This window comes from Bradyrhizobium ontarionense, from assembly GCF_021088345.1.
Classification (GTDB): Bacteria; Pseudomonadota; Alphaproteobacteria; order Rhizobiales; family Xanthobacteraceae; genus Bradyrhizobium; species Bradyrhizobium ontarionense.
This window is the reverse complement of sequence record NZ_CP088156.1, coordinates 4,705,909-4,729,064: the sequence shown is the minus strand read 5'-3', so window position 1 is coordinate 4,729,064 and position 23,156 is coordinate 4,705,909. Positions and strand designations below refer to the sequence as shown.

The window sequence follows — 23,156 nt, the reverse complement described above, 5'->3', positions numbered from 1 at the left end:
ATTGGTGGTAAGCGGCCCGTTGCGGCTTGCTCGGTGCTAACCTCTCCCCGCCTGCGAGGAGAGGTCGGATTGCATCGAAGATGTAATCCGGGTGGAGGGGGTACAGGTCTTACATTTTTCGCCACTGGGTGTGGCTGCCCCTCACCCCAACCCTCTCAGCGTGAGCGAAGCTCGTCGCGGCCCCGTAAGCACGGGGAGAGGGAGCCTACCGTTCGTGCCGCGGCAGCTCGCGCCTCTCGTTCGACGATGATTGCAATATTGCCGGATGAGACGCTCAGCTACTCCAGTCAGCGGTCGCCTTGCGACGTCGCCGCCGTCAGTTGCTCGCCATGACCGGGCGCACCGGATCACCCTCGCGCAGCAGTGCGCCGGCGCGGGCGACCACGACGTCGCCCTCGCTGAGGCCGTCGCGGATCTCGACCTGGCCGCCGGCCATCAGGCCGATCTCGACTCGCTTGGTCTCGATGCGCTGGGCGCGCACCACCTGCACCACGGTGCCGTCAGGATCGTACAGCACCGCGGTCAGCGGCACCGCGACGCCGCAGCTCTGGCCGATCTTGATCACGGCGCGGCCGAATGCATTCACCAGCAACCTCGCGCTGCCGGTGATGGCGATGAAGGCCTGGCCGAGCTGGCTGTTGGGCTCGACGGTCGGCGCCACCCGGCGGATCTTGCCGTCGACCTCGCCGGCGCCGACAATGCGAATCCGCGCCGGCTGGTTGACCGCGAGCTTGCCGAGCTGGGCGCTCGGCACCAGGCCGACCAGATCATATTCGTTGCGGGCGAGGATCGAGAACAGCGCCTCGCCGCGCCCCGAAGCGAGGGCGCCGATGGTGGCGCTCGACGACAGGATCGTGCCGGCGACCGGCGCCTGGACCATGATCGTGCCGCCCTCGGGCGGCGTCAGCCGCGCCAGGTTCTGGCCGGCCGTGACGGTGTCGCCGGCGTCGACCATCACCTCCGCGACCTTCAGTCCGGGCCGGTCGGGCCTGACCGCGGTCTCGTCGCGCGCCAGCACCATGCCGGACACCTCGACCGTGTTGTCGAAGCAGGCTTTGGTGGCCTTGAGCACGCTGACGGCGGCCCCCTTGGGCGCGTCGGGACTGTCGGCTGCGGAAGCTGCCTGCGCCAGTGCCGTGAGGCTTGCGGCGACCAGCGCCAGCTGGCGCGCCCTGACGGCAAGTGCCCTCAAAGCAAGTCCGGAATGTCCCATGCGAAACCGATCCTCGACGACGCATTCATTGAACGGCCCTCGTCGAGATAGCAGACGCGCGACCGCCGGGCCAGATGACCCCGCATCTTCCATAGTCGCGCCAGACCCTCGCGACGTTCAGCGCCGATCGCCCCGCGTCGGCCGAACTTATGCCCTGCCGCCACGTTGCTGTAGCTGAACCTGCACAGCCTCGATCTGGGATCACGATCATGCTTCGGCTCTGGATACCGCTTCTGCTCTCGACCGCGCTGGTGTTTCCGGCGCAGGCCACCGAGCCCACGGCGGATGCCGTCAACACCGCCGAGCTGCGCAAGCGGCCGCCGGCCGAGGACAAGACGGACCCGGTGGCGATCCGCGCCCAGGTGCTGCTCGACCGCGCCCACGTCTCGCCCGGGGAGATCGACGGCCGCTTCGGCGACAACGCCCAGAAGGCGCTCGCCGCCTTCGCCGCCGCCAAGGGACTGAAGAGCGGCGCCAAGCTGACACAAGAGCTGTGGGCCGCGCTGACGCAGCAGGACCAGGAGCCGGCCATCGTGTCCTACAGGATCACGAAGCAGGACGTGAAGGGACCCTTCCTCAATCCGATGCCGAAGAAGCTGGAGGCGATGAAGGACCTTCCGGCGATCGGCTACGCCACCCCGCGCGAGGCGCTGGCGGAGAAGTTCCATATGAGCGAGGACCTGCTCAGTGCGCTCAACCCCGGCAAGGCCTTCGACAAGGCCGACGAGGAGATCTTCGTCGCCAACGTCGTCGCGTTCCCCGAGAATGCCAAGGACGGTCGCGCGGAAAAATCCAAGGCCAAGCCAGAGTCGAAGGCGGAGTTCAAGGACAAGAAGGATCAGTCGAAGCCGAAGCTCGCGCCGATCACCAGGCTCGCCATCAACAAGGACGAGGGCACGGTGCAGGCCTTCGACAAGGACAACCACATGGTGGCGTTCTTCCCGGCGACGGTCGGCAGCGAGGAGAAGCCGACGCCCGAAGGCACTTTCAAGGTCACCTCGCGCGATGCCGATCCCAACTACCGCTACAACCCCGACTACGAATTCCACGGCGTCAAGTCGCAGAAGCCGTTCACGATCAAGCCGGGTCCGAACGGTCCGGTCGGCTCCTACTGGATCAGCCTGTCGATCGGCAACGGCTACGGCATCCACGGCACCGCCGAACCCTCCAAGGTCGGCAAGACCGAGTCGCATGGCTGCGTGCGCATGACCAACTGGGACGCCCGCTTCCTCGGCGAGCACCTGGCGAAGAAGGCGACGGTGGAGATGCATTGACCGACTCCATTCGCGCGCGATCAACTCATAGGATATGCCTTGCTGCCGTAGGGTGGGCAAAGGCGCGCAACCGATGTGGCCAACCGCAGACGCAGTGCTCGTGCGCGCCGTGCCCACCGCGCTCATCCACGATGCCGATGGTGGGCACGGCGCGCCCGACAGCGTTGTCGGCCGAGAGAGCGGGTGAGCGCGCCTTTGCCCACCCTACGGATCGCGTCGTCGTCCTGCGCGCATGGACTAATTTGTTCAGCCATCTCAAGCTGATTTGGCCTGTCCAGTCCTTCGGTAAAAAAGAAACCACTTGCGCCGTCGGGCAAATCAGGTGGAGATTTGCGCCCGTCCCGCCTCATTGAAGAGGGGCGCTGCGCGAACGTCACGACGCGTTGGGGTGGGATGCGATGGCCGCGATGTGGCGCAGCGTGCTCGCACGCCGACGTACGCCATGCCGCGGACGGTGAAGTCGCAGGGTCCTGGCCTCCCGACGCTGAGGTCCGCGCAACGCGTCAAACGCGTTGTCGCCACGGTGGCAAACAAGCCCGGTCACCGGGGAGACTGCGTATAATCCGTAAAGCCGTCGCGCAGGGAGGGCCGGGTCATCCGGCTGACCTGTGGTTCTGCCGCGTGCTTTTTTGCTGCACGCGGACCGCAGGCCTCAGCCGAGGCCTGGCCTTCCCTGCGCCCTCTATTTCGAAGAGGGTGTCTCGATGATCACAGCTCGGACGCGAAACGCGCCGCGAGAACGCGGTGGCATGTTTGTTTGCACAGGTCGTGCGTCGATTCAGGTGTCATCACCCGCGGAGGCGGGTGATCCAGTACGCCGCGGCCGTCGTGATCGAGCCGGGCCCTCTCGGAGTACTGGATCGCCCGGTCCCGTCTTCGCCTTCGGCTTCGACGCGGCCACGATTGCTCAGGGCGCGCCGGAGCTTCAGCGAAGGCGGCGAGCCGGGCGATGACAGCGGAGCAAAGATGACGGCGGAGCAATTCGGCAACGCTTTGGGATGGTGGAAGCGACGCCCATGCCAATCACATCTCCCGAGCCTGCCGCGCCTCTATTTCGCGAACGACCGCGACGGCGCGACATGCAGCGCATAGGCATCGGCGGCCTCGCTGACGCGCGGATAGAGCTCGGTCACGAGCGGGTCGTGGCCGGGGATGAAGCGGTCCGGATGGTCGGCGAGGCGCTCGACGATCTCCCAGCCCAGCGCCATGTCGCCGACATTGTAGACGATCGGAAACGGGCTGCGGCGCTGCAAATTGGCGTAGTAATGCGCGGCGTCGGAGGCGAGCACGACCGGACCGCGCGCGGTCGCGACGCGCACCACCTGCAGGCCGTCGGAATGGCCGCCGACCCGGTGCACGGTGACGCCGGGCGCGACCTCGCCGTCGCCGCTGTGGAAGGTGACGCGCTCGCCATAGACGTGGCGCACCATGGTGGTGACGTGCTCGACCGAGAACGGATGGCGCAGCAGGCCGTTGCACATGCAGCGTCCCGTCGCATAGGCCATCTCGCGCTCCTGCAGATGGAAGCGCGCGTTGGGGAAGCGGTCGAGATTACCGGCGTGGTCGTAATGCAGATGCGTGACGATGACGTCGCGGATATCGGCGGCGTTGACGCCGAAAGCGGCCAGCGCATCGATCGGATTCCGCGTCAGCCTGCGGTTGCGGGCCTGCGCCTCCTCGGCGTTGAAGCCGGTGTCGACCAGGATGTCGCGCCCCTCGCAGCGGATCAGCCAGACGAAATAGTCGAGGTCCTGCGCGACCGCATCATGCGGGTCCGGCTGCAGGAAGTTCATGTGCGGCGTCCGCGACGGCATCGTCGCATAGCGCAGGGCGTAGATCTCGGCGGCATTCCCCATGACGGCTCGTCTCGTTGCTGGCTGGCGACGGTGGCATCGAGCCATCGTCGCGCCGCGAGGTCAATCGCGACGCGGCGAACCGGATCGAGGAGCGGGGCGACACAGTGTGAGGCGGCTCACTGTCTTCCGCGTCGGTTCGTTGCATGGTCGCGTTCCATATCCGGCGATCGAAGGGAGGCGGGCGAAACCCGCCGTACGTGGCGATTCTCCAGCCGTCGCAAGCGGTTGACGTGTCGTCACGGCGATTTGATAATGCCTGACGCGTGGGATAAGGTCGCCGCGGCGCAAGCTGGACGGCGCCTGTTTGCTGGACCGCTGGACCGCCATCGTGATGACTGCTCGTCTGCTGTTGCTGCTCGGTTTGATGTTCTCCGTCGTGGTGTCGGCCGCGTTCTCGCGGCCCGCGCTGGCGGCCGGTGACCGCTTCGCCCTGGTGATCGGCAACGCCAAATATCCCGATGCCGAGGCGCCGCTGAAGGAGCCGATCAACGACGCGCGCGATCTCACCGACGAGCTGAAGCGCGACGGCTTTGGCGTCGAGACGCTCGAGAACGCCAATGGCGATGCGATGCGCCGCGCGCTCGAGCGGCTCTATGGCAAGATCAAGCCCGGCTCGGTGGCGCTGGTGTTCTTCTCCGGCTTCGGCGTCCAGTCCAGCCGCACCAGCTACATGATCCCGATCGACGCGCAGATCTGGCAGGAGGCCGACGTGCGGCGCGACGGCATCAGCCTCGAGCAGGTGCTGCAGGAGATCAACAGCCGCGGCGCCGGGGTGAAGATCGCGCTGCTCGACGCCTCCAGGCGCAATCCCTATGAGCGGCGCTTCCGCACCGCATCGATCGGGCTGGCGCCGGTCATCGCGCCGAGCGGTACGTTGGTGATGTATTCGGCCGCGCTGTCCTCGGTCGTGTCGGACACCGGGCGCGACCGCAGCCTGTTCGTGCAGGAGCTGCTGAAGGAGATCCGCGTTCCCGACCTGACCGCGGAGGAAACACTGAACCGCACCCGCGTCGGCGTCACCCGGGCCTCGCGCAGCGAGCAGGTGCCGTGGATCTCGTCGTCGCTGGCCGAGGATTTCTCCTTCGTGCCGGGAGCAGGCGGCGCACGTCCGAACTTGCCGGCCGAGAGCAACACTGCCCCGGTTCCGACGCCCGCGCCGACGCCGTCACAGGCGGCGCTGGTGCCGCCGGTGCCGTCGCCGCTGCCGCCCGCGCCGCTGCCTGTGCCTCCACCTGCGCCGCCGACCCCGGCCCAGAAGGTGGACACGCCGCCGCCCGCCGCCCCGGCGCAGCCGACACCTGCTCCGTCGTCGGCGATTGCCAATGCGGCGCCCACCGCCCCGGTCGTTCCCGCGGTCCCTGCTCCGGCAGCGCCTGCGCCGGACGCGTTCGCCGACGATCCCGTCATCAAGGGACTGAACGAGAGGCTCGCCAAGAATCCGGACGACGCCAGCGCGCTGTACCGGCGCGGCCAGGTCTATGCCAGCAAGGGCGCCTATGCGCTCGCGATCCGCGATTTCGACGACACGATCCGGATCAATCCGAAGGACGTCGAGGCGCTCAACAACCGCTGCTGGGCCCGCACCGTGGCCGGCGATCTGCAGGCCGCGCTGCGCGACTGCAACGAGGCGCTCAGGCTGCGGCCCAATTTCGTCGATGCGCTCGACAGCCGCGGCCTGGTGAACCTCAAGAGCGGCGCGGCCAAGAACGCGATTGCCGATTTCGACGCGGCGCTGAAGATCAATCCGCGGCTGACCTCATCATTGTACGGGCGCGGGCTGGCCAAGCAGCGCAATGGCGCCGCGCAGGAGGGCGCGCTCGACATTGCCAATGCCAAGGCGATGGACCCCAACATCGTCCGCGAATTCGAAAGCTACGGCGTGCGCTGATTTCTTGCGGGCCACAGCCGGCTCGCTCGAACCATGCAGCAGGCCGGACCGACATATCAGCGAACAGCCGGGAGTCGCGAGCGGGCCTTCGCGGCGGACGGCAGCTGAGTTTCGCGTGAGGAGGGATTGGCAATGACCGCACCAATGACGAATTCGACCAGAGCCGCCGGCCTGACCGGTCTGCTCGTGGCCGCCGCGCTGGGCGCAGCCGCAACGCTGAGCGTCATACCGGCCTTCGCGGCCGATGACGTGACCGAGGATCAGATCGTCCGGGCGCTGGCCGGGCCGAGGAAGCCGCTGACGCGGGGGCTGTCGATGTCGCCGCCCACCGAGACGGCGCCCGCCGTGCCGCCGGAGCAGGACAAGTTCCTGCAGAGCATCCGCGGCCGCTCGACGCGCTCGCTGTCATCAGAGGAACGCGAGGAGATCGCAACCATCGCCAAGGCCAAGCCGAACATCGATCTCGAAATCACCTTCGACTACAATTCCGCCACCATCAGCCAGAAGTCGCTGCCGTCGGTGCAGGCGCTCGGCCGGGCGCTGACGAGCGCCGATCTGAAGGGATCGACCTTCGTCGTCGCCGGTCATACCGACGCGGCGGGCGGCGAGGCCTACAATCAGGACCTGTCGGAGCGGCGCGCCGATTCGATCAAGCGCTACCTGATCGACAAGTTCGGCATTGCCGGCGCCGATCTGGTCACGGTGGGCTACGGCAAGAGCAAGCTGAAGGATCCCGGCCAGCCGCTCGCGGAGGTCAACCGCCGCGTCCAGGTCGTCAACATGCAGAGCAAGACCGCGGCCGCGCAGTAGCTCCGTGTCTGCACAAGCGCCGTCGGGGGTCGCGTGGCCAGAGATCGAGGTGACCAGATGCGTCCCGCAGGCTTGCGGGGCGTATTGTCGTGTCGGATCGTCGCGCGCCATGGTCGCGTCAGCGGCTGGTCCATCGTGAAACCGCAGTTCGAGCCGTCCGGATCGTTTCCCCGATGAAGCTGCCAAAATCCCTCAAAACCACCGCCGGCGCGGTGGTCTTCGTGGCCCTGGTCACGGGCTATTACTGGTACGAGCATCGCTCACATCCGGCCGCCGAGGAGCCGCGGATGCAGGCGCAGGTGCTGGTCACCAAGGCCGGCAAGTCCTGCTTCTCCGATCTGGTGCGCGTCACCGGTTTCGTCGTGCCCCGCCGTGAGGCGGTGGTCGGCGCCGACCAGGAGGGATCGCGGGTCACCGACGTCCTGGTCAAGGAAGGCGACACGGTCACCGACAACCAGGAGATGGCACGACTGACGCCGCCACCGCCTCAGCCGGGCGCGCCGGCCGCAGCCGCCGGCCGTCCGTTGTCGTTACGTGCGTCGGCGGCGGGCGTCGTCACGGAAGTCCGCACGATTGCCGGTGCGCCCGCTTCGCCTCAGGCGGGCCCGATGTTCCGCATTGCCGTGAACAACGAGCTGGAGCTCGATGCCGAAGTCCCCAGCGTTCATCTCTTGAAGCTCAGCGCGGGCGCGCCCGTGCGTATCACCCGCGACAATCAGCCCGACATCATCGGCCGTCTGCGTGTGGTGGCGCCTCAGGTCGACCGGTCGACCCAGCTCGGCCATGTCCGCATCACGCTGACCAGCAATCCGTCGCTCAAGCCTGGAATGTTCGCGCGCGCCAACATCGATGCCAGGCGGAGCTGCGGTATCGCCGTTCCCAATACCGCGATCGATCATCTCACCATCCAGATCGTGAAGGGCAATACGATCGAGACCCGCAGGGTTCGGGTCGGCCTGGTGTCCGATACGTCGACCGAAATTCTCGAGGGTCTGGCAGAGGGTGAAATCGTGGTGGCCGACGCCGGCAGTTCGCTGCACGACGGCGACCAGATCAAGACCATGTTCGCCGAAGACATCGATCGCACGCGGGTACGCTGATGGCACTGAATATCTCGGCATGGTCGATTCGCAACCCGCTGCCTTCGATCCTCTTCTCCATCATCCTGCTGATCCTGGGTTGGATGAGCTTCACCAAGCTCGCGGTGACGCGGCTGCCGAACGCCGATATCCCGGTGATTTCGGTCGCGGTGGCGCAATTCGGCGCGGCTCCGTCGGAGCTGGAGTCGCAGGTCACCAAGATCATCGAAGACGGCGTCTCCGGCGTCGAGGGCGCGCGCCACATCCAGTCGCTGATCACCGACGGCCTTTCGGTGACCACGATCACCTTCGCGCTCGAGACCAACACCGATCGTGCCATCAACGACGTCAAGGACGCCGTCACCCGCGTGCGCTCCGACCTGCCGCAGAACGTCACCGAGCCGCTGATCTCGCGTGTCGACAAGATCGGCCTGCCGATCGTGACCTATGCGGCGATCTCGCCGGGCAAGACCCCGGAGCAATTGTCCTTCTTCGTCGATGACGTGGTCAAGCGGCAGCTCCAGGGCGTGCGCGGCGTCAGTCAGGTCGAGCGCATCGGCGGCGTCGAGCGCGAAATCCTGGTCTCGCTCGATCCCGATCGGCTGCAGGCCATGGGCCTCACCGCGGTCAATGTCAGCCAAAGCCTGCGCGGCACCAATGTCGATGTCGCCGGCGGTCGTGCCGAAATCGGCAGGAACGACCAGGCCATCCGCACGCTCGCCGGCGCCAAGACGCTGAACGAACTTTCGAACACCATGATTCCCCTGTTCGGCGGTGGTGAAGTGCGGCTCGCCGATCTCGGTACCGTCACCGACACGATCGCCGATCGCCGGACCTTCGCCCGCTTCAATGGCGAGCCCGTGGTGGCGCTGGGCATCAAGCGCTCCAAGGGTGCCAGCGACGTGGTCGTCGCCGCCGCCGTGCAAAAGCGCATCGACGAAGTGAAGGCCGCCCATCCCGACGTCGATCTGAAGCTGATCGACACGTCGGTCGAGTTCACCAAGGGCAATTACGAAGCCGCGATATCGACGCTGTTCGAGGGCGCCATCCTCGCCGTCATCATCGTGCTGCTGTTCCTGCGCGATCTCAGGGCGACGGTGATCGCCGCGATCTCGCTGCCGCTGTCGATCTTTCCGGCCTTCTGGGCGATGGATCTGCTCGGCTTCTCGCTGAACATGGTCTCGTTCCTGGCGATCACGCTGTCGACCGGCATTCTCGTGGACGACGCCATCGTCGAGATCGAGAACATCGTCCGCCACATGCGGATGGGCAAGTCGCCCTATCGCGCGGCGCTCGACGCCGCCGACGAGATCGGGCTCGCGGTCATCGCGATCAGCCTGACCATCATCGCGATCTTTGCGCCGGCCAGCTTCATGTCCGGAATCGCCGGACAGTTCTTCAAGCAGTTCGGCATCACCGTCTCGGTCCAGGTGTTCTTCTCGCTGCTGGCGGCGCGTTTCGTCACGCCGATGCTGGCCGCCTATTTCCTCAAGGATCACCATCACGACGATCCTCCGCCGGGGTTCATCCTGCGTGCGTATCAGCGCATCGTGACGTGGTCCGTGAAGCATTACTTCATCACGGTTCTCCTTGGCATCGGGATCTTCGCGGCGTCGATCTGGAGCACGACCCTGCTGTCGCAAGGGTTCTTGCCCGCCCAGGACGCAGCGCGATCCCTGCTCGCGATCGAACTGCCGCCCGGCGCGCAGCTCGCCTACACCGAGATGGTCACCGAAGACATCGTGGCGCGCCTGCGCAAGCGGCCCGAGGTTCGCAGCGTCTTCGTCGACGGCGGCAGGCTGCAGGGGGCCATGGAGGTTCGCCGCGCCGGGATGATCGTCAACTATACGCCGAAGGCCGACCGCAGCCTGAGCCAGAAGGAGCTCGAGCTCGCGATCACGCAGGACCTCGAGAACATCCCTGACATCCGCTTCTGGTTCACGGATGAAAACAGCCTGCGTCCGATCAAGCTCGTTCTGACGGGCTCCGACCCCAAATTGGTCGACAACGTTGCGAGCGAACTGGCGTCGCAGATGAAGCGAATCCCGATCATCTCCAACGTAGTGTCGGACACATCGCTCGACCGGCCCGAGTTGCGGGTGCAGCCACGCGCCGATCTGGCCGCGCGTCTCGGCGTGTCGACGGAAAGTCTGTCGCAGACGATCCGTGTCGCCACGATCGGAGATGTCGGGCCTGCGCTGGCGAAATATGACGTTGGCGGTCGGCTGGTCCCGATCCGGGTCCAACTGGAGGATGCGGCGCGCAGCGACGTGAAGATCCTGGAACAGCTGCGGGTGCCGCTCGGCCAGTACGGTGAAAAGGGCGGAGTGCCGCTGTCGGTGGTCGCCGACATCAAGCTCGATCAGGGCCCGACCAGCATCAGCCGTTATGACCGAGGACGGCAAGCCACGATTGCGGCCGATCTCGTCGGATTTGCGGCCCTTGGCGACGCCTACAAGCAGATCGACGAGTTGCCGGTCAGGAAGAACATGCCGAGTGCCGTCAAGGTGATCCCATCCGATGATGCCGAAAGCCTGAACGAGCTGGCTTCGGGCTTCATCAGCGCGATCACGGCTGGCCTGATGATCGTCTACGCGGTGCTGGTGCTGTTGTTCGGCACCTTCCTGCAGCCGATCACGATCCTGTTCTCGCTGCCGCTCTCGATCGGCGGCGCGATCGGCGCCCTGATGCTGACAGGCAAGCAGCTCACGATCCCCGTCTATATCGGCATGATGATGCTGATGGGCATCGTCACCAAAAATGCGATCATGCTGGTGGAGTTTGCGGTCGAAGCGATCCATGCCGGCATACGGCGTGATGAGGCGATCATCGATGCCGGCATGAAACGGGCCCGTCCGATCGTGATGACGACGATCGCGATGGTCGCCGGCATGATGCCGAGCGCGCTCGCGGTCGGCGCGGGCGGCGAATTCCGCTCGCCCATGGCGCTTGCCGTAATCGGCGGCCTGGTGTTCTCGACCGTGCTGTCGCTGCTGTTCGTGCCGGCGATGTTCCTGGTGATGGACGATGTCGGCTCGTTGTTCGCGCGACTCGGCCGCACGCTGATCGTGGGGTCGGCAGAGGGCACGGACGCGCCGGATCACGAAGCCGGCAAGGTTCATGAGCAGAAGCCGCCGCCATCGATGGTCTCGCCGGCCGCGGAATGACGAATGGCGCGGCGGGTTGATCAGTTCGCCGCGGACGGCATGCCGCTCGTGGCGCCGAAATCCTCGACCAGGTCCTGGCCGGGCTCGCTGGGGCGGCTATCGTCCGGTGGCACGATCAGCGCGACGAAACCCTGGCTCGCACCTCGCCAGCCGAACAGGTTGGTCCTCAGTGTGAAGTCGGCACGGACCCAATGCCTGGCGCGCGAGGCCGCGGCCTGCATGCCGGAGATGCAGGAAATGTCGGTGTCATAGCACAGGGCGGCCCAGCCCTGCGCCGCTCCCTGGAGTTGCAGCTCGTGCGGATGCACGAGGCTCATCTCATAGCGCGGATGGTCGGGGCTGTAGAAGGCGGCGGCAAAGGCGAGGCCGTCATCGCCGCCCACCGCGGGAAGCTCGCTGTTCGACGCGGCATGCCACAGGCGCGTCAGCTCCAGGACGGCGGGCTCATAGAAGTTGCGGCCCTCGCTGAGCGGAACGTAGTTCCGGTACAGCGCGTGAAGCGGCGCAACCACTGTAGCCGCGAACGCCGCAATCCCGATCGTGGCGGCGGCGAGATTGATCGTCATGTCGCGGGGGACGTCATAGCTGGCGCCGCACACGATCACGACGACGAACAGAAACACGCCCTGCAGGCCCCACAGGGGCGGCATGTCGGTGCCAAAGACCGCAGAGATCAATGCGGGCAGGATCACGGTGCCGATGCTGATCATCGCCAGCAGCCGGAGCCCGGAGGCGAGACTGAGCGCGTCGTTCAACACGCGACCCGGGCGGGGCCGCGTCATCCCCAGCCATATCAGGCCCGGCACGCCGACGATGCCGGCGAGCGCGAGAACAAATCCGCCACCTTCGACCAAGGCGGCCGCGGCCGTCTTGCCGACGTGATGTTCGATTGCATGCGAGAACGGCTGGGCACCTGTCGTGGCGAGCCAGTAGAGATGAGGCGCGAGTGCGACGAGGCCGGAGAGGGCGGCGATCCACGGCGCCCACGACGTGAAATAGGCCCGTCGATCACGGTGACACAGCGCGGCGACCGCGAAGCTGGCGATCAGGAAGATCGAGTAGTACTTGCCGAGCATGGCCAGAGCGGCGGTCGCGCCCGCCGCAACGGCCCAGCCGACATGACGGGTCTCGAACGAGCGCAGGAAGCAGTAGGTCGCGAGCGGCCAGCTCGACAGCAGCACGGCGTTGGCGTTGAAGCGCTGCGCGTGCAGCTGATAGATCGGCAGCAGCATCAGCAACAGCAGCACGACGAGGCGCTTGTCGCCGCGCGCGAAGCGCCGCGTGATCAGGTCGATGGCCCACAACCCGACGGCCCCGTTGGTCAGCGCCAGCAGGTTGAACGACCAGCTGGTCAGCGGGAACACCGTCGTCCAGGCCCGCGCGGCCCAACCCATCAATGGCGGATGCTTGGATGAGCCCCAGTCGAAGCTGCGGCCCAGCGACCAGGTCTCGATCACGTCCTGATGGAGGTCGCCGCCCACATAGGCGATCGACAGATACGCCATCCAGGCCGCAACGAACCCCGCGATCAGCGCCGGGACCGCCCAGCCGTCCTCGACGGCATCGATCCAGCTGGCGATACCTCTGCGCCAGCGTGCGACCGAGCCGGTCGTCTCGATCGCAATCGCCGGCAACGCAAGACTCATGACTTCGCTTCCAAACTACGTTGTTCTGGCACGACAAGCTCCGTCCCGGGCGCTCGACGCGCGCAGGCGAAGGGACATGGCCGCTGCCGGATTGACCCCTGTTAGAATTGTTAAAAAGAGTTCATGTCCCAAATTGTGAGGTGTGGTGGCCCAAATGCGATCATGTTTGGCCGAGGTCGATACGAAACGATGCACGGTGGACAGTTCCGGCCACGGACTGGACCCAGGATGGACAAATTCGGGGCGAGCGGTGCGAAGCGGCGCCGAAGGCACGCGGATGCGGAGGAGCTGGCGGCTGTCCTCGTCAGCTGGCTTGTTCCCCGGTCCGCCGACTACTCGTTGCGGGCGATCGCGTTGAGCCTGGTGATGTTGTTCAGCAGGATGCGGCCGCGTTGCAGGTCGAGGATGCCGTCCTTGCGCCACGCCTGGAGCTGGCGGTTGACGCTCTCCCGCGCTGCGCCGACGAAGACGCCGAGCTGTTCCTGCGAGATGTGGACCTCGGAGCCGAAATCCTCGGCCAGTGCGCACAGCCGGCGCGCGAGACGGACCGGCAGCGGCTGCAGCACCGACTCCTCCATCCGCTCGCTCTGCCAGCGGATGCGCTGGCACAACAGCTGGATGATCCTGATCGCAACCTTCGGCTCACGCTCGAGAAAGCTGAGGAAGTCCTCCCGTCGGAGCACGAACAGCTCAGTGACCTCTCCGGCGGTGGCGTCGGCTGTACGCTCCTGCCCGTCGAGCACCGCGACCTCGCCGAACAGATCGCCGGGACCCATGAAGTTGAGGGTCAGGCGGCTGCCGTCGGTGGCGCCGGTCTCGATGCGAATCTGGCCGCGGCGCACGCCGAACAACGCGTTCCCCGGATCACCCTTCTGAAACAGCATCTCACCTGCGGAGAGATGCTGGGTGTGGCACAGGGTCGAGAGACGCTGCAGTTCGTCGCCGCCGAGGTCCGCGAACATCGGGTTCATCTTCAGGATGACCGCAAATTCGGCCTGCTTGCTCATCACTATACCTTCAGCAATGGTTTGAAAGCCTCAGTTACCGAAACCGCTCAGGCGGAAGTGTGTCATAAGTCACATAATGACGCACGTGCTCCCGACTATTTTCAACGCTCTTGGAGCGGTCCGCCGTTTGCGGGATAGAATTGGCCTCGACGGGTCTGGCGCCGCCGTACGCCCGCCCGCGTGAACCGCTCGCGCGACGCGATTGGGACATCGACATGAAAGCATTGAAGATCGCAGGCGGGTTGGTTGGCGTCATCCTTCTCGTGCTGATCCTGGCGCTTGCCTTCGGACTGCCGGCGGGATTCCTGACGGTCGCCATCCAGGACCGCGTCGAGCGCGACACCGGCTACCGTCTCAGCATGGCCGGTTCCGCCAGCGTCAGCCTGTGGCCGTCGTTTCGTGCCACGCTGACCGACGTCACCCTGCAGGACCCCAGGGATCGGGATGGCAACAACCGACTGACGGTCGGCAAGGTTCAGGCTGACATGGCGCTGTCGAGCCTGTGGTCCGGGCGAGCCGAGATCGCGGAACTCGTCATCGACAAGCCCACGCTCTATCTGCCGCTGCTGCGCGAACGTCTGCGCGACGGCGCTCCGCGCAGCCGCGCCGGGGCGAAACCCGAGGCGCCGCCCTCGATCCGGATCGAGCGGGTGACGGTCAGAGACGGTGCGGTCATTCTTTCCAATCCGCGCGACCGCGTCGAAAACCGCCTCGACGGCATCGGCGCGACTGCAGCGCTGAGCGACGACGGCAAGATCAAGGTGACGGGCGCGGCCCGGGCCGGTGACCGCCCGATGACGTTCGACATCGCGGCGGCGGCGCCTTCGATGCCGCTGGATCGGCAGACGGTGCCGCTCGATTTCAAGGTCGAGATGACCGGTACGTTTCGAGGTCTCCTCGCAGGTCGCGCCGACGTCCGCTTGAGTGGTCCGCTGGTGATGATCAACGGCCTCAGCGGCACCCTCGGGGATGGCGATTTCAATGGCTGGGCTTCGATCGATCTCGCCAGCAAGCCGCTGGTGAAGGTTGATCTCGACGTGCGCCGTTTCGATATTGCGAGCCCCGCACCGCAGAGTTCGGCCCACGCCTCGGGATGGAGCACGGCGGCGATCGATCTGCGCGGCCTGAACTATGTCGATGCACGCGTAAGGCTGTCGGCGACGGATGTTGGAATTTCGGGCGCTCGGCTGGGCCCGCTGGACGTGGAGGCGTTGCTGGCCGGCGGCGTGCTGAAGGCAACGATTTCCAATCTCGGCGTCTATGGCGGGCAGGCCAACGGTGAGGTCGTGATCGACGCTTCGGCTGGCAATCCCACCTATGCCATGCATTGCGACCTCGTCGGCGTCCGGGCGCTGCCGCTGCTCTCGAGCCTCGCCGAGTTCGACAAGCTCGATGCGCGGATGCAGGGCAAGCTGGCGTTGCGGTCGAGCGGCGCCAGCCAGCAGGCGATCATGAGCAATCTCAGCGGATCGGCCTTCCTGCTGTTCCAGGACGGCGCCATCCGCGGCATCAACGTCGCGCAGATGATCCGCTCCCTGACGACCAATCCGCTGTCGGGGTGGCAGGACTCCAAGGATTTGTCGACCGATCTCACGCAGCTTTCGGCCTCGTTCCAGGTCGAGCGCGGCCAGGCGACGACGAGCGACCTCAATCTCGTCGGACCGCTGGTGAAGGTCGCTGGTGCGGGCACCATTGATCTCGGCAACCGGGCGCTGGCGATGCGCGTCGAGCCGAAGCTCGTGATGACGACAGAGGGGCAGGGCCGCACCTCGGATCCGATCGGTCTCGGCATTCCCGTCATCATCGACGGTCCTTGGAGCCAGCCGCGCTTCTATCCCGACATGGCGGGCATTCTCGACAATCCCGACGCCGCCTACGCCAAGCTCAAACAGATGGGGCAGGGCCTGTTCGGCAAGGATGGTGCGGGACTCAACAATCTGATCAACGGCATCGGCGGCCTGATCGGAAACTCTGCCCCCGGCACCGCCGGCTCGACCGGTGCGCCATCGGCCGCAGCCCCGAACACGCAGGCGCCGGCCGCGGGCCAATCCGATCCGCTGGGAGGTCAGCTCGGAGCGGCGATCGGCAATCTGATCCAGCAGGGCTTGCAGCAGGGTACGCAGCCGCCAGGCCGAAGCCGTGGCCGCACGCTGAATCCCTCCGAAGGCGGCGTTCCGGCGCTGCAGCCACCGCAAGCCAACCCGGCGCCGCCGGTGACCGACGCCGACCAGGGCGCAGCACAGGGTGGAGGGAACTCCTCCGAGCCCCCGCAGGACAGCGCTCGGGACAGCCAGCCCATGAACGATGTCCTGAAGCGCATCTTCAACAGGTAACATGCGGCCGCGAGATGTCGGATGTGATCCGCGCGCATCGCCAGGAAACGATCATCAGTCATTCGGATGACGAATCTCCAGGTCACGTTGACCACGTCCGAAAGCCGCCCATGCGCCCCGCCGATCTGTGCTAGACAGAGGTATTCGGCGGGCCGTCTCGACAGAGCGCGGTCCGTCACCAAAATCGTCGTTGTCGCGTCGGAACGGCAGCGAAGCCGCCCGTCTGGAGTTGCGCCCCTTGGGGGCCCCTGGGCGTGTTGCGCGCGAGGGGTCCGGATGAACGGGGTCGAGAACAGAGGCTGGTCGCTGCGACAGGGTCTGTTCGCCAAATATGTCGTCTCGCTGGTCGGGCTCGTCGTGTTCGTGCTGGCCGTCAATGGCGTGACTGAAACCTGGATCAGCTATCAGGCCACCAAGGCCAGCCTGACGGCGGCGATGGCGGAAAAGGCGGACGCGAGCGCCCGACGGATCGACCAGGCAGTCTCCGACCTGCAGCGCCAGATCAGCTGGGTGACGCGGGCGAGCGCCAATACGCTCGAGCTGCGTCGCGCCGACTATGCCCAGCTCCTGGGTCAGGTGCCCGCAGTTACGCAACTCTATCAGCTCGACGGTGCGGGCCGCGAGCAGCTCCGGGTGTCGCGTACCTCGATCTCGTTCTCGTCGGGCAACGATCTGTCACGCGATCTGCGTTTCACCGACACCGTCACCCACGGGACCAATTTCTCTTCCGTGACGTTCAAGGGCGCGCAGCCGATGATGTCGATCTCAGTCGCGCATTCCGGCTTCAATGCCGGCGTGACCGTTGCCGACATCGACCTCGACTTTCTCGAAGACTTCATGACCGAGGCCCAGGTCGGCAAGGTCGGCATCGCCTATGTGGTCGATCCGCGCGGCCAGGTGTTGGCGAGCTCAGCGAAGGGGCCGGCTGTCGGCCAGGACCTCTCCAAGCTGCCCCAGGTCGCAGCGGTGCTCACCCCCGACGGGCAACCGCTGGCATCCGGCACCGACGGCGAGGGGCACGCCGTCCTGTCGGCGGTCGCGACGCTGCCCAAGCTCGGCTGGGCCGTGTTCTTCGAACAGTCGACCGCGCATGCGTTGGCACCGATCCGCGACCAGTTGCTGCGCGGCGCGCTGCTGATCGCGCTTGGCCTCGCGGTTGCGACGCTCGCCGGCTCGCTGCTGGCGCGGCGCATGCTCGTTCCCATCACCGCTCTGCGCGCCGGCGCGCGCCGGCTCGGCGCCGGAGATTTCGTCCAGCGTATCGAGGTGAAGACGCATGACGAGCTGGAGGAGCTCGCCGACCAGTTCAACAGCATGGCGGGCCAGCTCGCGCAGTCCTACTCCGTGCTGGAGGCCAAGGTCGAGGAGCGCACGCGCGATCTGGCGCAGTCGATCAACGAGCTGAAGGTGCTCGAAGAGGTCGGACGCGCGGTGTCATCCTCGCTCGATCTCAATGCGGTGCTGCCGACCGTGGCGGCGCGCGCGCTCGAGATCACCCACGCCGACGCGGTGCTGATCTATTCCTATGACGGCGCCGAACGCCGCTTCAGGCTGGTGGAGGCCAAAGGCGTCGACCGCGCGCAGAACGGCGCGCACACCATGCTCGACGAGCAGACGAGTCTGTTGGCCGAGTCGGTACGTAGCGGCGAGCCGATCGCGATTGCCGAGCTGGAAAGCGCGCCGGATCACCCGCTGCGCGACGTCGCCGTGGCGGCTGGATTTCGTGCCGTGCTGTTCACGCCGCTGGTCGATCAGCAGGGCGTGCTCGGTGCGCTCGTCGTGCTCAGGCGGTCAGCCGGTGCCTTCCCGCCGAACCTGATCGGGCTGATGCGGACCTTCGCCCACCAGGCGGTGCTCGCCATGCGCAACGCGCGGCTGTTCACCGAGGTCGATCAGAAGGGCCGCGAGCTGGCGCTGGCCCATGACACCGTGCAGCAGCAGGCGGCCAAGCTTACCGAGCAGACCGAGCAGTTGCGCGAATGGAACAAGTCGCTGGAGGAGCGAGTCGAGAAGCAGCTCGGCGAAATCGAGCGCATTCGCAGGCTCGAGCGCTTCCTGGCGCCGCAGGTGGCGCAGATCATCGCGTCGTCGGACGGGCACGACGCGCTGCTCGAGAGCCACCGCCGCGAGGTGACCGTCGTGTTCTGCGATCTGCGCGGCTTCACGTCGTTCACGGAGACCACCGAGCCCGAAGAGGCCATGAACGTGCTGCGTGAATATCACGCGGCCCTGGGCAAGCTGATCTTCAAATATGAGGGCACGCTCGATCGCTATGCCGGCGATGGCGTGATGATCCTGTTCAACGCTCCGATCCCGTTCGACGACCACGCCACCCGCGCGGTGAGGATGGCGCTCGAAATGCGCGACGAGGTCGGCCAGTTGACCGAACGCTGGCGCAATCGTGGTCACAGCCTCGGCTTCGGTGTCGGCATCGCGCTCGGCTATGCCACGCTCGGTCAGGTCGGCTTCGAGCATCGGCTCGAATATGCCGCGATCGGCAGCGTCACCAATCTCGCGTCGCGGCTGTGCGACGAGGCCAAGGCGGGGCAGGTGATCGTATCCCGCCGTGTCTTCGGCGTCGTCGAACAGTCGGTCGATGCAAGGCCGATCGACGACCTGCATCTGAAGGGCTTCAATCATCCGGTGCTGGCGATGGAGATCCTGCGCTGGCGCGGGGAGAGCGCCGAAGTGATCGAGGCGTCCGGGGAGAGGCGGCGCTCGTCCGCAACGAACAAGTAGATTCCATGGGGGAGCGGTGAGCGAGCCCTTCCGATAGGTTTGGGTTTCCACACTCGAACCCTCGGAGAGTCAGATGCAAGCATCGACCAAAGGCACGCTCACCGCCGGAGATACTGGCACGATTTTCGTTGCAATTGAACTCAGCCAGAAGAGCTGGCTGATCACGTTGCACAGTCCCGATCAGGGACGGATGTCGCGGCACAAGCTCGACGGAGTCGATCAGGTCGGGTTGCTGGCGTTGATCGCCAAGACGCGGGCCCGGGCGGCGCAGAAGCTCGGATCGGAGCCGCGCGTGGCGAGCTGCTACGAGGCCGGCTATGACGGCTTCTGGCTGCACCGGTTGCTGGTCGCGAACGGAATCGACAATCTGGTGTTCGATCCGGCAAGCATCGCGGTCGAGCAGCGCGCACGGCGGGCGAAGACGGATCGGATCGACGGCGAGCTGTTGCTGCGCACGCTGATGGCCCATTTGCGCGGCGAGCCCCGGGTGGTCCGGATCGTCCGGGTGCCGACGGTGGAGCAGGAGGACGCCCGGCGGGTCGGCCGCGAGCGCGACCGGCTGGTCACGGAGCAGACGGCCCACACCAACCGGATCAAGGCGCTGCTGCGGCTGTCCGGCCTGGAGGTCGGCGCGCCGCGCCGCCGCAACTGGCTCACCTGGCTGGAGCAGCAACGCGACTGGCAGGGTGAGCCGCTGCCGCCCCACGTTCTGGCCGAGGTCAAGCGCGAGCACGCGCGTCTGATGCTGGTGCGCGAGCAGCTCGCGGCGCTGGAGCAGAGCCAGGAGGCAGCGCAGGCGGCTGTCGTTCCGGAGGCGATGGCCAAGCGGCGGGAGCAGCTGCAGCGGCTCAAGGGGCTCGGGCCGGCCTTCGCCACGACATTGGCGGGCGAGCTGTTCTACAAGAACTTCCGCAACCGGCGCGAGGTCGCCAGCTATTGCGGCCTGACACCGAGCCCATGGAAGAGCGGCGGCATCGATCGTGAGCAGGGCATCAGCAAGGCGGGCAATCCGCACGTCCGCCTGAAGACGATCGAGCTGGCTTGGCTCTGGGTCCGCCATCAGCCGGACAGCGCGCTCAGCCGCTGGTTCCAGACCCGCACGCTCAACGCCGGCAAGCGTGTCAGGCGCATTGCGATCGTGGCTCTGGCGCGCAAGCTCGTCGTGGCGCTGTGGCGCTATCTCGAGACCGGCCTCGTGCCCGAGGAGGCCCTGATGAAGGCGTAAACGAACTTCGCGATCAGGCCCGCGGTTCGCCGCGGTCTTGCGAGGATGGATGATGACCGTGCCACCCTAGGGCCGTACCACCAGCCGTCTTGTAGATGGGTCTCATCCTCTTTGGCTTCTCGCCGCAAGCATGCGGAACATGGGCCCGGATGACTTCATCCGACCGGATATGAGGTGATGCAGCGGACAGCTGCAGAATCTTCGCAAGCCAGTCCTCGACCGAGACCGCAGGTTCGTGGCGCCAGACGTCGCCCTGCCCACCCGCAAAGCCGCCGTCCGCTACGGCGCAAAATCGAGAGCGCGCGGACGTCGGCTTTGCTCCGCCGAACACACCACCTCTAAGGAAACGAACGGCATCCTCGAAAAAACAACCTCGACCTATCGAACGAGACTTGACTCACAAGACCCCATATGAGGGTGGGCAAAGGCGCCTGGGTGGTGCCTGTTGTTGGCCGCAGTCTCGCGCGCCGTGCCCACCGCCGCAGTTTGACGCAGAACGGTGGGCACGCGCCGCCTCCGGCGGCGCTTTGCCCACCCTACGAAGCTCTCCTCAATACGCCTGCTTGGCGTCCGCCTCCTCGCTGGTCTGGATCAGATCGAGGCTCGCTTCGATCTTGCCGATCAGCCGGTCGAGCGTGTCGCGCTCGTCGGCAGATAAACAGGCCATGATGTCGCGCTCCCTTTGCTGCAAACGCGGGATCAGTTCTTCATACAGCGTCTTGCCCTTGCGGGTGAGGCGCAGGCGGAACTCGCGCCGATCCTCGGCATTCTCGACCCGCTCGATCAGTCGCCGCTCGAGCAGCGATGTTACGGCGCGGCTGATGGTCGATTTATGGGTGCGGGTGCATTGCGCGACATATTGTGCGCTGCAGGCCTCGCGGCGGAAGCCGAGGGTCGCCAGCACGCGCCATTCCGGAATGTCGAGCCCGTAGCGCTCGCGGTATTCGCTGGCCAGTGCCGCGCTGACCTCGGCGGCCAGACGATTCAGCCGGAACGGCGCGAATTTGAACAAGTCGAGGCGCTCGGGCTCTTGCTGCGTTGCAGTGTCGCGCTTCCCTTCAGTGGATTTGGTCTGCCGCCTGGGCTCGCCGGTCGATGGATCCGCCACGAACGCGCTCCGATTTTTTTGAGTTGACGCGGCCTGGGCCGTGATGTGTAAGATAGTTGCAGGTGAGACTATCTTGCAAGGGCCTCGGTTGAAAGGCGCTGCAGGCGGGTCGGACGCCACGGGAAACGCCAGCTTCAATTACAAGATTCGTACAAAGAGCAGGGCAGACGAGCCATGGTGCAGGCCAATCCAGGGCAGAGCACGAGCCAGGCGAAGGTTCAGTTCGGCTATCATCGCCACGGCGATCAGGGCCAGGCGGCGCCGGCCGAGCACCCGGTCGTCGTTGTCGGCGCCGGCCCCGTCGGTCTATCCTTCGCGATCGATCTCGCGCAGCGTGGCCACGCGGTCGTGGTGCTCGACGATGCCGACCGCATCGGCGAGGGCTCGCGGGCGATCTGCTTCTCCAAGCGCTCGCTGGAATATTGGGACCGGCTCGGCGTCGGCGACCGCATGGTCGACAAGGGGGTCGTCTGGAACGTCGGCCGCATCTTTCACGGCCCGTCGGAGCTCTATCAGTTCAACCTGCTGCCGGAGCCCGGTCACAAGCGGCCCGCCTTCATCAATCTGCAGCAGTTCTATGCCGAGGCCTATCTGGTCGACCGTGTCAACGACCTGTCGGCGATCTCGCTGCGCTGGCGCAACAAGGTGACGGCGCTCGAACAGCGCAACGATCGCGTCGTGCTGACGATCGAGACGCCCGACGGGCCTTATCTCCTGTCGGCGCAATATGTGATTGCCTGCGACGGCGCGCGCTCCTCGCTGCGCCAGATGGTCGGCGCGGGCTTCTCCGGCAAGGTGTTCGAGGACCAGTTCCTGATCGCCGACGTGAAGATGACGGCTGAATTTCCGACCGAGCGCTGGTTCTGGTTCGATCCGCCGTTCCATCCCGGCCGCTCGGCGCTGCTGCACAGGCAGCCCGACGATGTCTGGCGCATCGATCTGCAGCTCAGTCGCTACGCTGATCCCGCAATCGAGAAACTCCCTGAAAATGTACGGCCGCGGATCGCGCGCATGCTGGGGCATGATCAGTTCGAGTTCGAGTGGATCTCGCTCTACAAGTTCCAGTGCCGGCGCATGGAGCGTTTCATGCATGGCCGGGTGGTCTTTGCCGGCGATTCCGCGCATCAGGTGTCGCCGTTCGGTGCGCGCGGTGCCAATTCCGGTCTGGAGGACGCGGAGAACCTGGCTTGGAAGCTCGATCGCGTGCTGCGCAAGCAGTCGCCGGCCGCGCTGCTCGAGACCTATCATGTCGAGCGCAGCGCCGCGGCGGACGAGAACATTCGCGAGTCGACCCGTGCTACGGATTTCATGGCGCCGAATTCGCACCAGGAGGCGCGTCTTCGCAAGGCGGTGCTGTCGCTGGCGAAGGAGACCGAGTTCGGCAAGCGCATGGTCAATGGCGGCCGGCTGTCGGTGCCCTCGGTCTATGACACGCCGCTGTCGACGGTGGATCACGAGACGTGGCGCGGCGGGCCGTGCCCCGGCACCTCGATGCCCGATGCGCCGCTGCGAGAGCGCGACGGACGCGCGCTGTTTCTGACCGACGCGTTCGCAGCGCAAGGCAAGCGCTTCACCCTGCTTGCTTTCGAGAACGGCCGTGCGCCCGACGTGCCGGACGATGTCGGCGTGATCAGGATCGGCGGCGACGACGGCCTGGTCGATGCAGAAGGATTTGCAGCCACGCGCTATGCGGCCGAGCCCGGCGCATCGTATCTGCTGCGCCCCGATGGCTATGTCGCCGCGCGCTTCCGGCATGCGACGCGCGCGGCGGTCGATGCGGCGATCGCACGGGCCGCGGGCCTGAACTGAAG

General features: G+C 66.2%; 14 protein-coding genes. 9 read left to right on the top strand and 5 right to left on the bottom strand.

Annotated features, from left to right (window positions below; translation table 11 throughout):
- Window positions 1–316: 316 nt before the first annotated feature.
- On the bottom strand, window positions 317–1,213 hold the full coding sequence (locus LQG66_RS20875) for an efflux RND transporter periplasmic adaptor subunit (RefSeq protein WP_231317561.1): 897 nt from the start codon (window positions 1,211–1,213) through the stop codon (window positions 317–319).
- Window positions 1,214–1,422: 209 nt separating this feature from the next.
- Here LQG66_RS20875 and LQG66_RS20870 point away from each other — a divergent pair, with 209 nt between their 5' ends.
- A complete protein-coding gene (locus LQG66_RS20870; protein WP_231317560.1) occupies window positions 1,423–2,487 on the top strand; it encodes a L,D-transpeptidase in 1,065 nt (354 codons plus the stop codon).
- Window positions 2,488–3,536: 1,049 nt separating this feature from the next.
- Here LQG66_RS20870 and LQG66_RS20865 read toward each other — a convergent pair.
- On the bottom strand, window positions 3,537–4,343 hold the full coding sequence (locus LQG66_RS20865; RefSeq protein WP_231317559.1) for an N-acyl homoserine lactonase family protein: 807 nt from the start codon (window positions 4,341–4,343) through the stop codon (window positions 3,537–3,539).
- A 331-nt stretch (window positions 4,344–4,674) separates the two neighbouring features.
- Between LQG66_RS20865 and LQG66_RS20860 the strand changes: the two genes are divergently transcribed.
- From LQG66_RS20860 to LQG66_RS20845, 4 genes are all read left to right on the top strand, one after another.
- Window positions 4,675–6,231 carry a caspase family protein gene (locus tag LQG66_RS20860; RefSeq protein WP_231317558.1) on the top strand — a complete coding sequence of 519 codons (1,557 nt, stop codon included), beginning with the start codon at window positions 4,675–4,677 and terminating at the stop codon, window positions 6,229–6,231.
- Window positions 6,232–6,363: 132 nt separating this feature from the next.
- Complete coding sequence (locus LQG66_RS20855; protein ID WP_231317557.1) at window positions 6,364–7,041, top strand: OmpA family protein; 678 nt, start codon at window positions 6,364–6,366, stop codon at window positions 7,039–7,041.
- A gap of 173 nt (window positions 7,042–7,214) precedes the next feature.
- Window positions 7,215–8,141, top strand: coding sequence for an efflux RND transporter periplasmic adaptor subunit (locus LQG66_RS20850; protein WP_231317556.1), 927 nt, complete (start codon window positions 7,215–7,217; stop codon window positions 8,139–8,141).
- Entirely contained in the window at window positions 8,141–11,287 is a 3,147-nt protein-coding gene (locus tag LQG66_RS20845) for an efflux RND transporter permease subunit (RefSeq protein ID WP_231317555.1), read from the top strand. The genes LQG66_RS20850 and LQG66_RS20845 overlap by 1 nt, the downstream gene beginning before the upstream one ends.
- Before the next feature lie 20 nt (window positions 11,288–11,307).
- Here LQG66_RS20845 and LQG66_RS20840 read toward each other — a convergent pair whose 3' ends face one another.
- Entirely contained in the window at window positions 11,308–12,933 is a 1,626-nt protein-coding gene (locus LQG66_RS20840; protein ID WP_231317554.1) for a glycosyltransferase family 39 protein, read from the bottom strand.
- A 332-nt stretch (window positions 12,934–13,265) separates the two neighbouring features.
- Window positions 13,266–13,940, bottom strand: a complete 675-nt coding sequence (locus LQG66_RS20835; protein ID WP_231317553.1) for a Crp/Fnr family transcriptional regulator — start codon at window positions 13,938–13,940, stop codon at window positions 13,266–13,268.
- Between the two features lie 215 nt (window positions 13,941–14,155).
- Here LQG66_RS20835 and LQG66_RS20830 point away from each other — a divergent pair, with 215 nt between their 5' ends.
- The 3 genes from LQG66_RS20830 to LQG66_RS20820 all read left to right on the top strand — a co-directional run bounded on the left by LQG66_RS20830 (window position 14,156) and on the right by LQG66_RS20820 (window position 20,237).
- The gene (locus LQG66_RS20830; protein ID WP_231317552.1) at window positions 14,156–16,273 is read left to right on the top strand and encodes an AsmA family protein; all 2,118 of its coding nucleotides are present in this window, start codon (window positions 14,156–14,158) and stop codon (window positions 16,271–16,273) included.
- A 276-nt stretch (window positions 16,274–16,549) separates the two neighbouring features.
- Entirely contained in the window at window positions 16,550–19,012 is a 2,463-nt protein-coding gene (locus tag LQG66_RS20825; protein WP_231317551.1) for an adenylate/guanylate cyclase domain-containing protein, read from the top strand.
- Between the two features lie 73 nt (window positions 19,013–19,085).
- Window positions 19,086–20,237, top strand: a complete 1,152-nt coding sequence (locus tag LQG66_RS20820) for an IS110 family RNA-guided transposase (RefSeq protein ID WP_231317550.1) — start codon at window positions 19,086–19,088, stop codon at window positions 20,235–20,237.
- 550 nt (window positions 20,238–20,787) lie between these two features.
- Here the strand turns inward: LQG66_RS20820 and LQG66_RS20815 are convergent.
- On the bottom strand, window positions 20,788–21,345 hold the full coding sequence (locus LQG66_RS20815) for a MarR family winged helix-turn-helix transcriptional regulator (protein WP_231327877.1): 558 nt from the start codon (window positions 21,343–21,345) through the stop codon (window positions 20,788–20,790).
- A 174-nt stretch (window positions 21,346–21,519) separates the two neighbouring features.
- Between LQG66_RS20815 and LQG66_RS20810 the strand changes: the two genes are divergently transcribed.
- Window positions 21,520–23,154, top strand: coding sequence for an FAD-dependent oxidoreductase (locus LQG66_RS20810; protein ID WP_231317549.1), 1,635 nt, complete (start codon window positions 21,520–21,522; stop codon window positions 23,152–23,154).
- Window positions 23,155–23,156 lie beyond the last annotated feature (2 nt).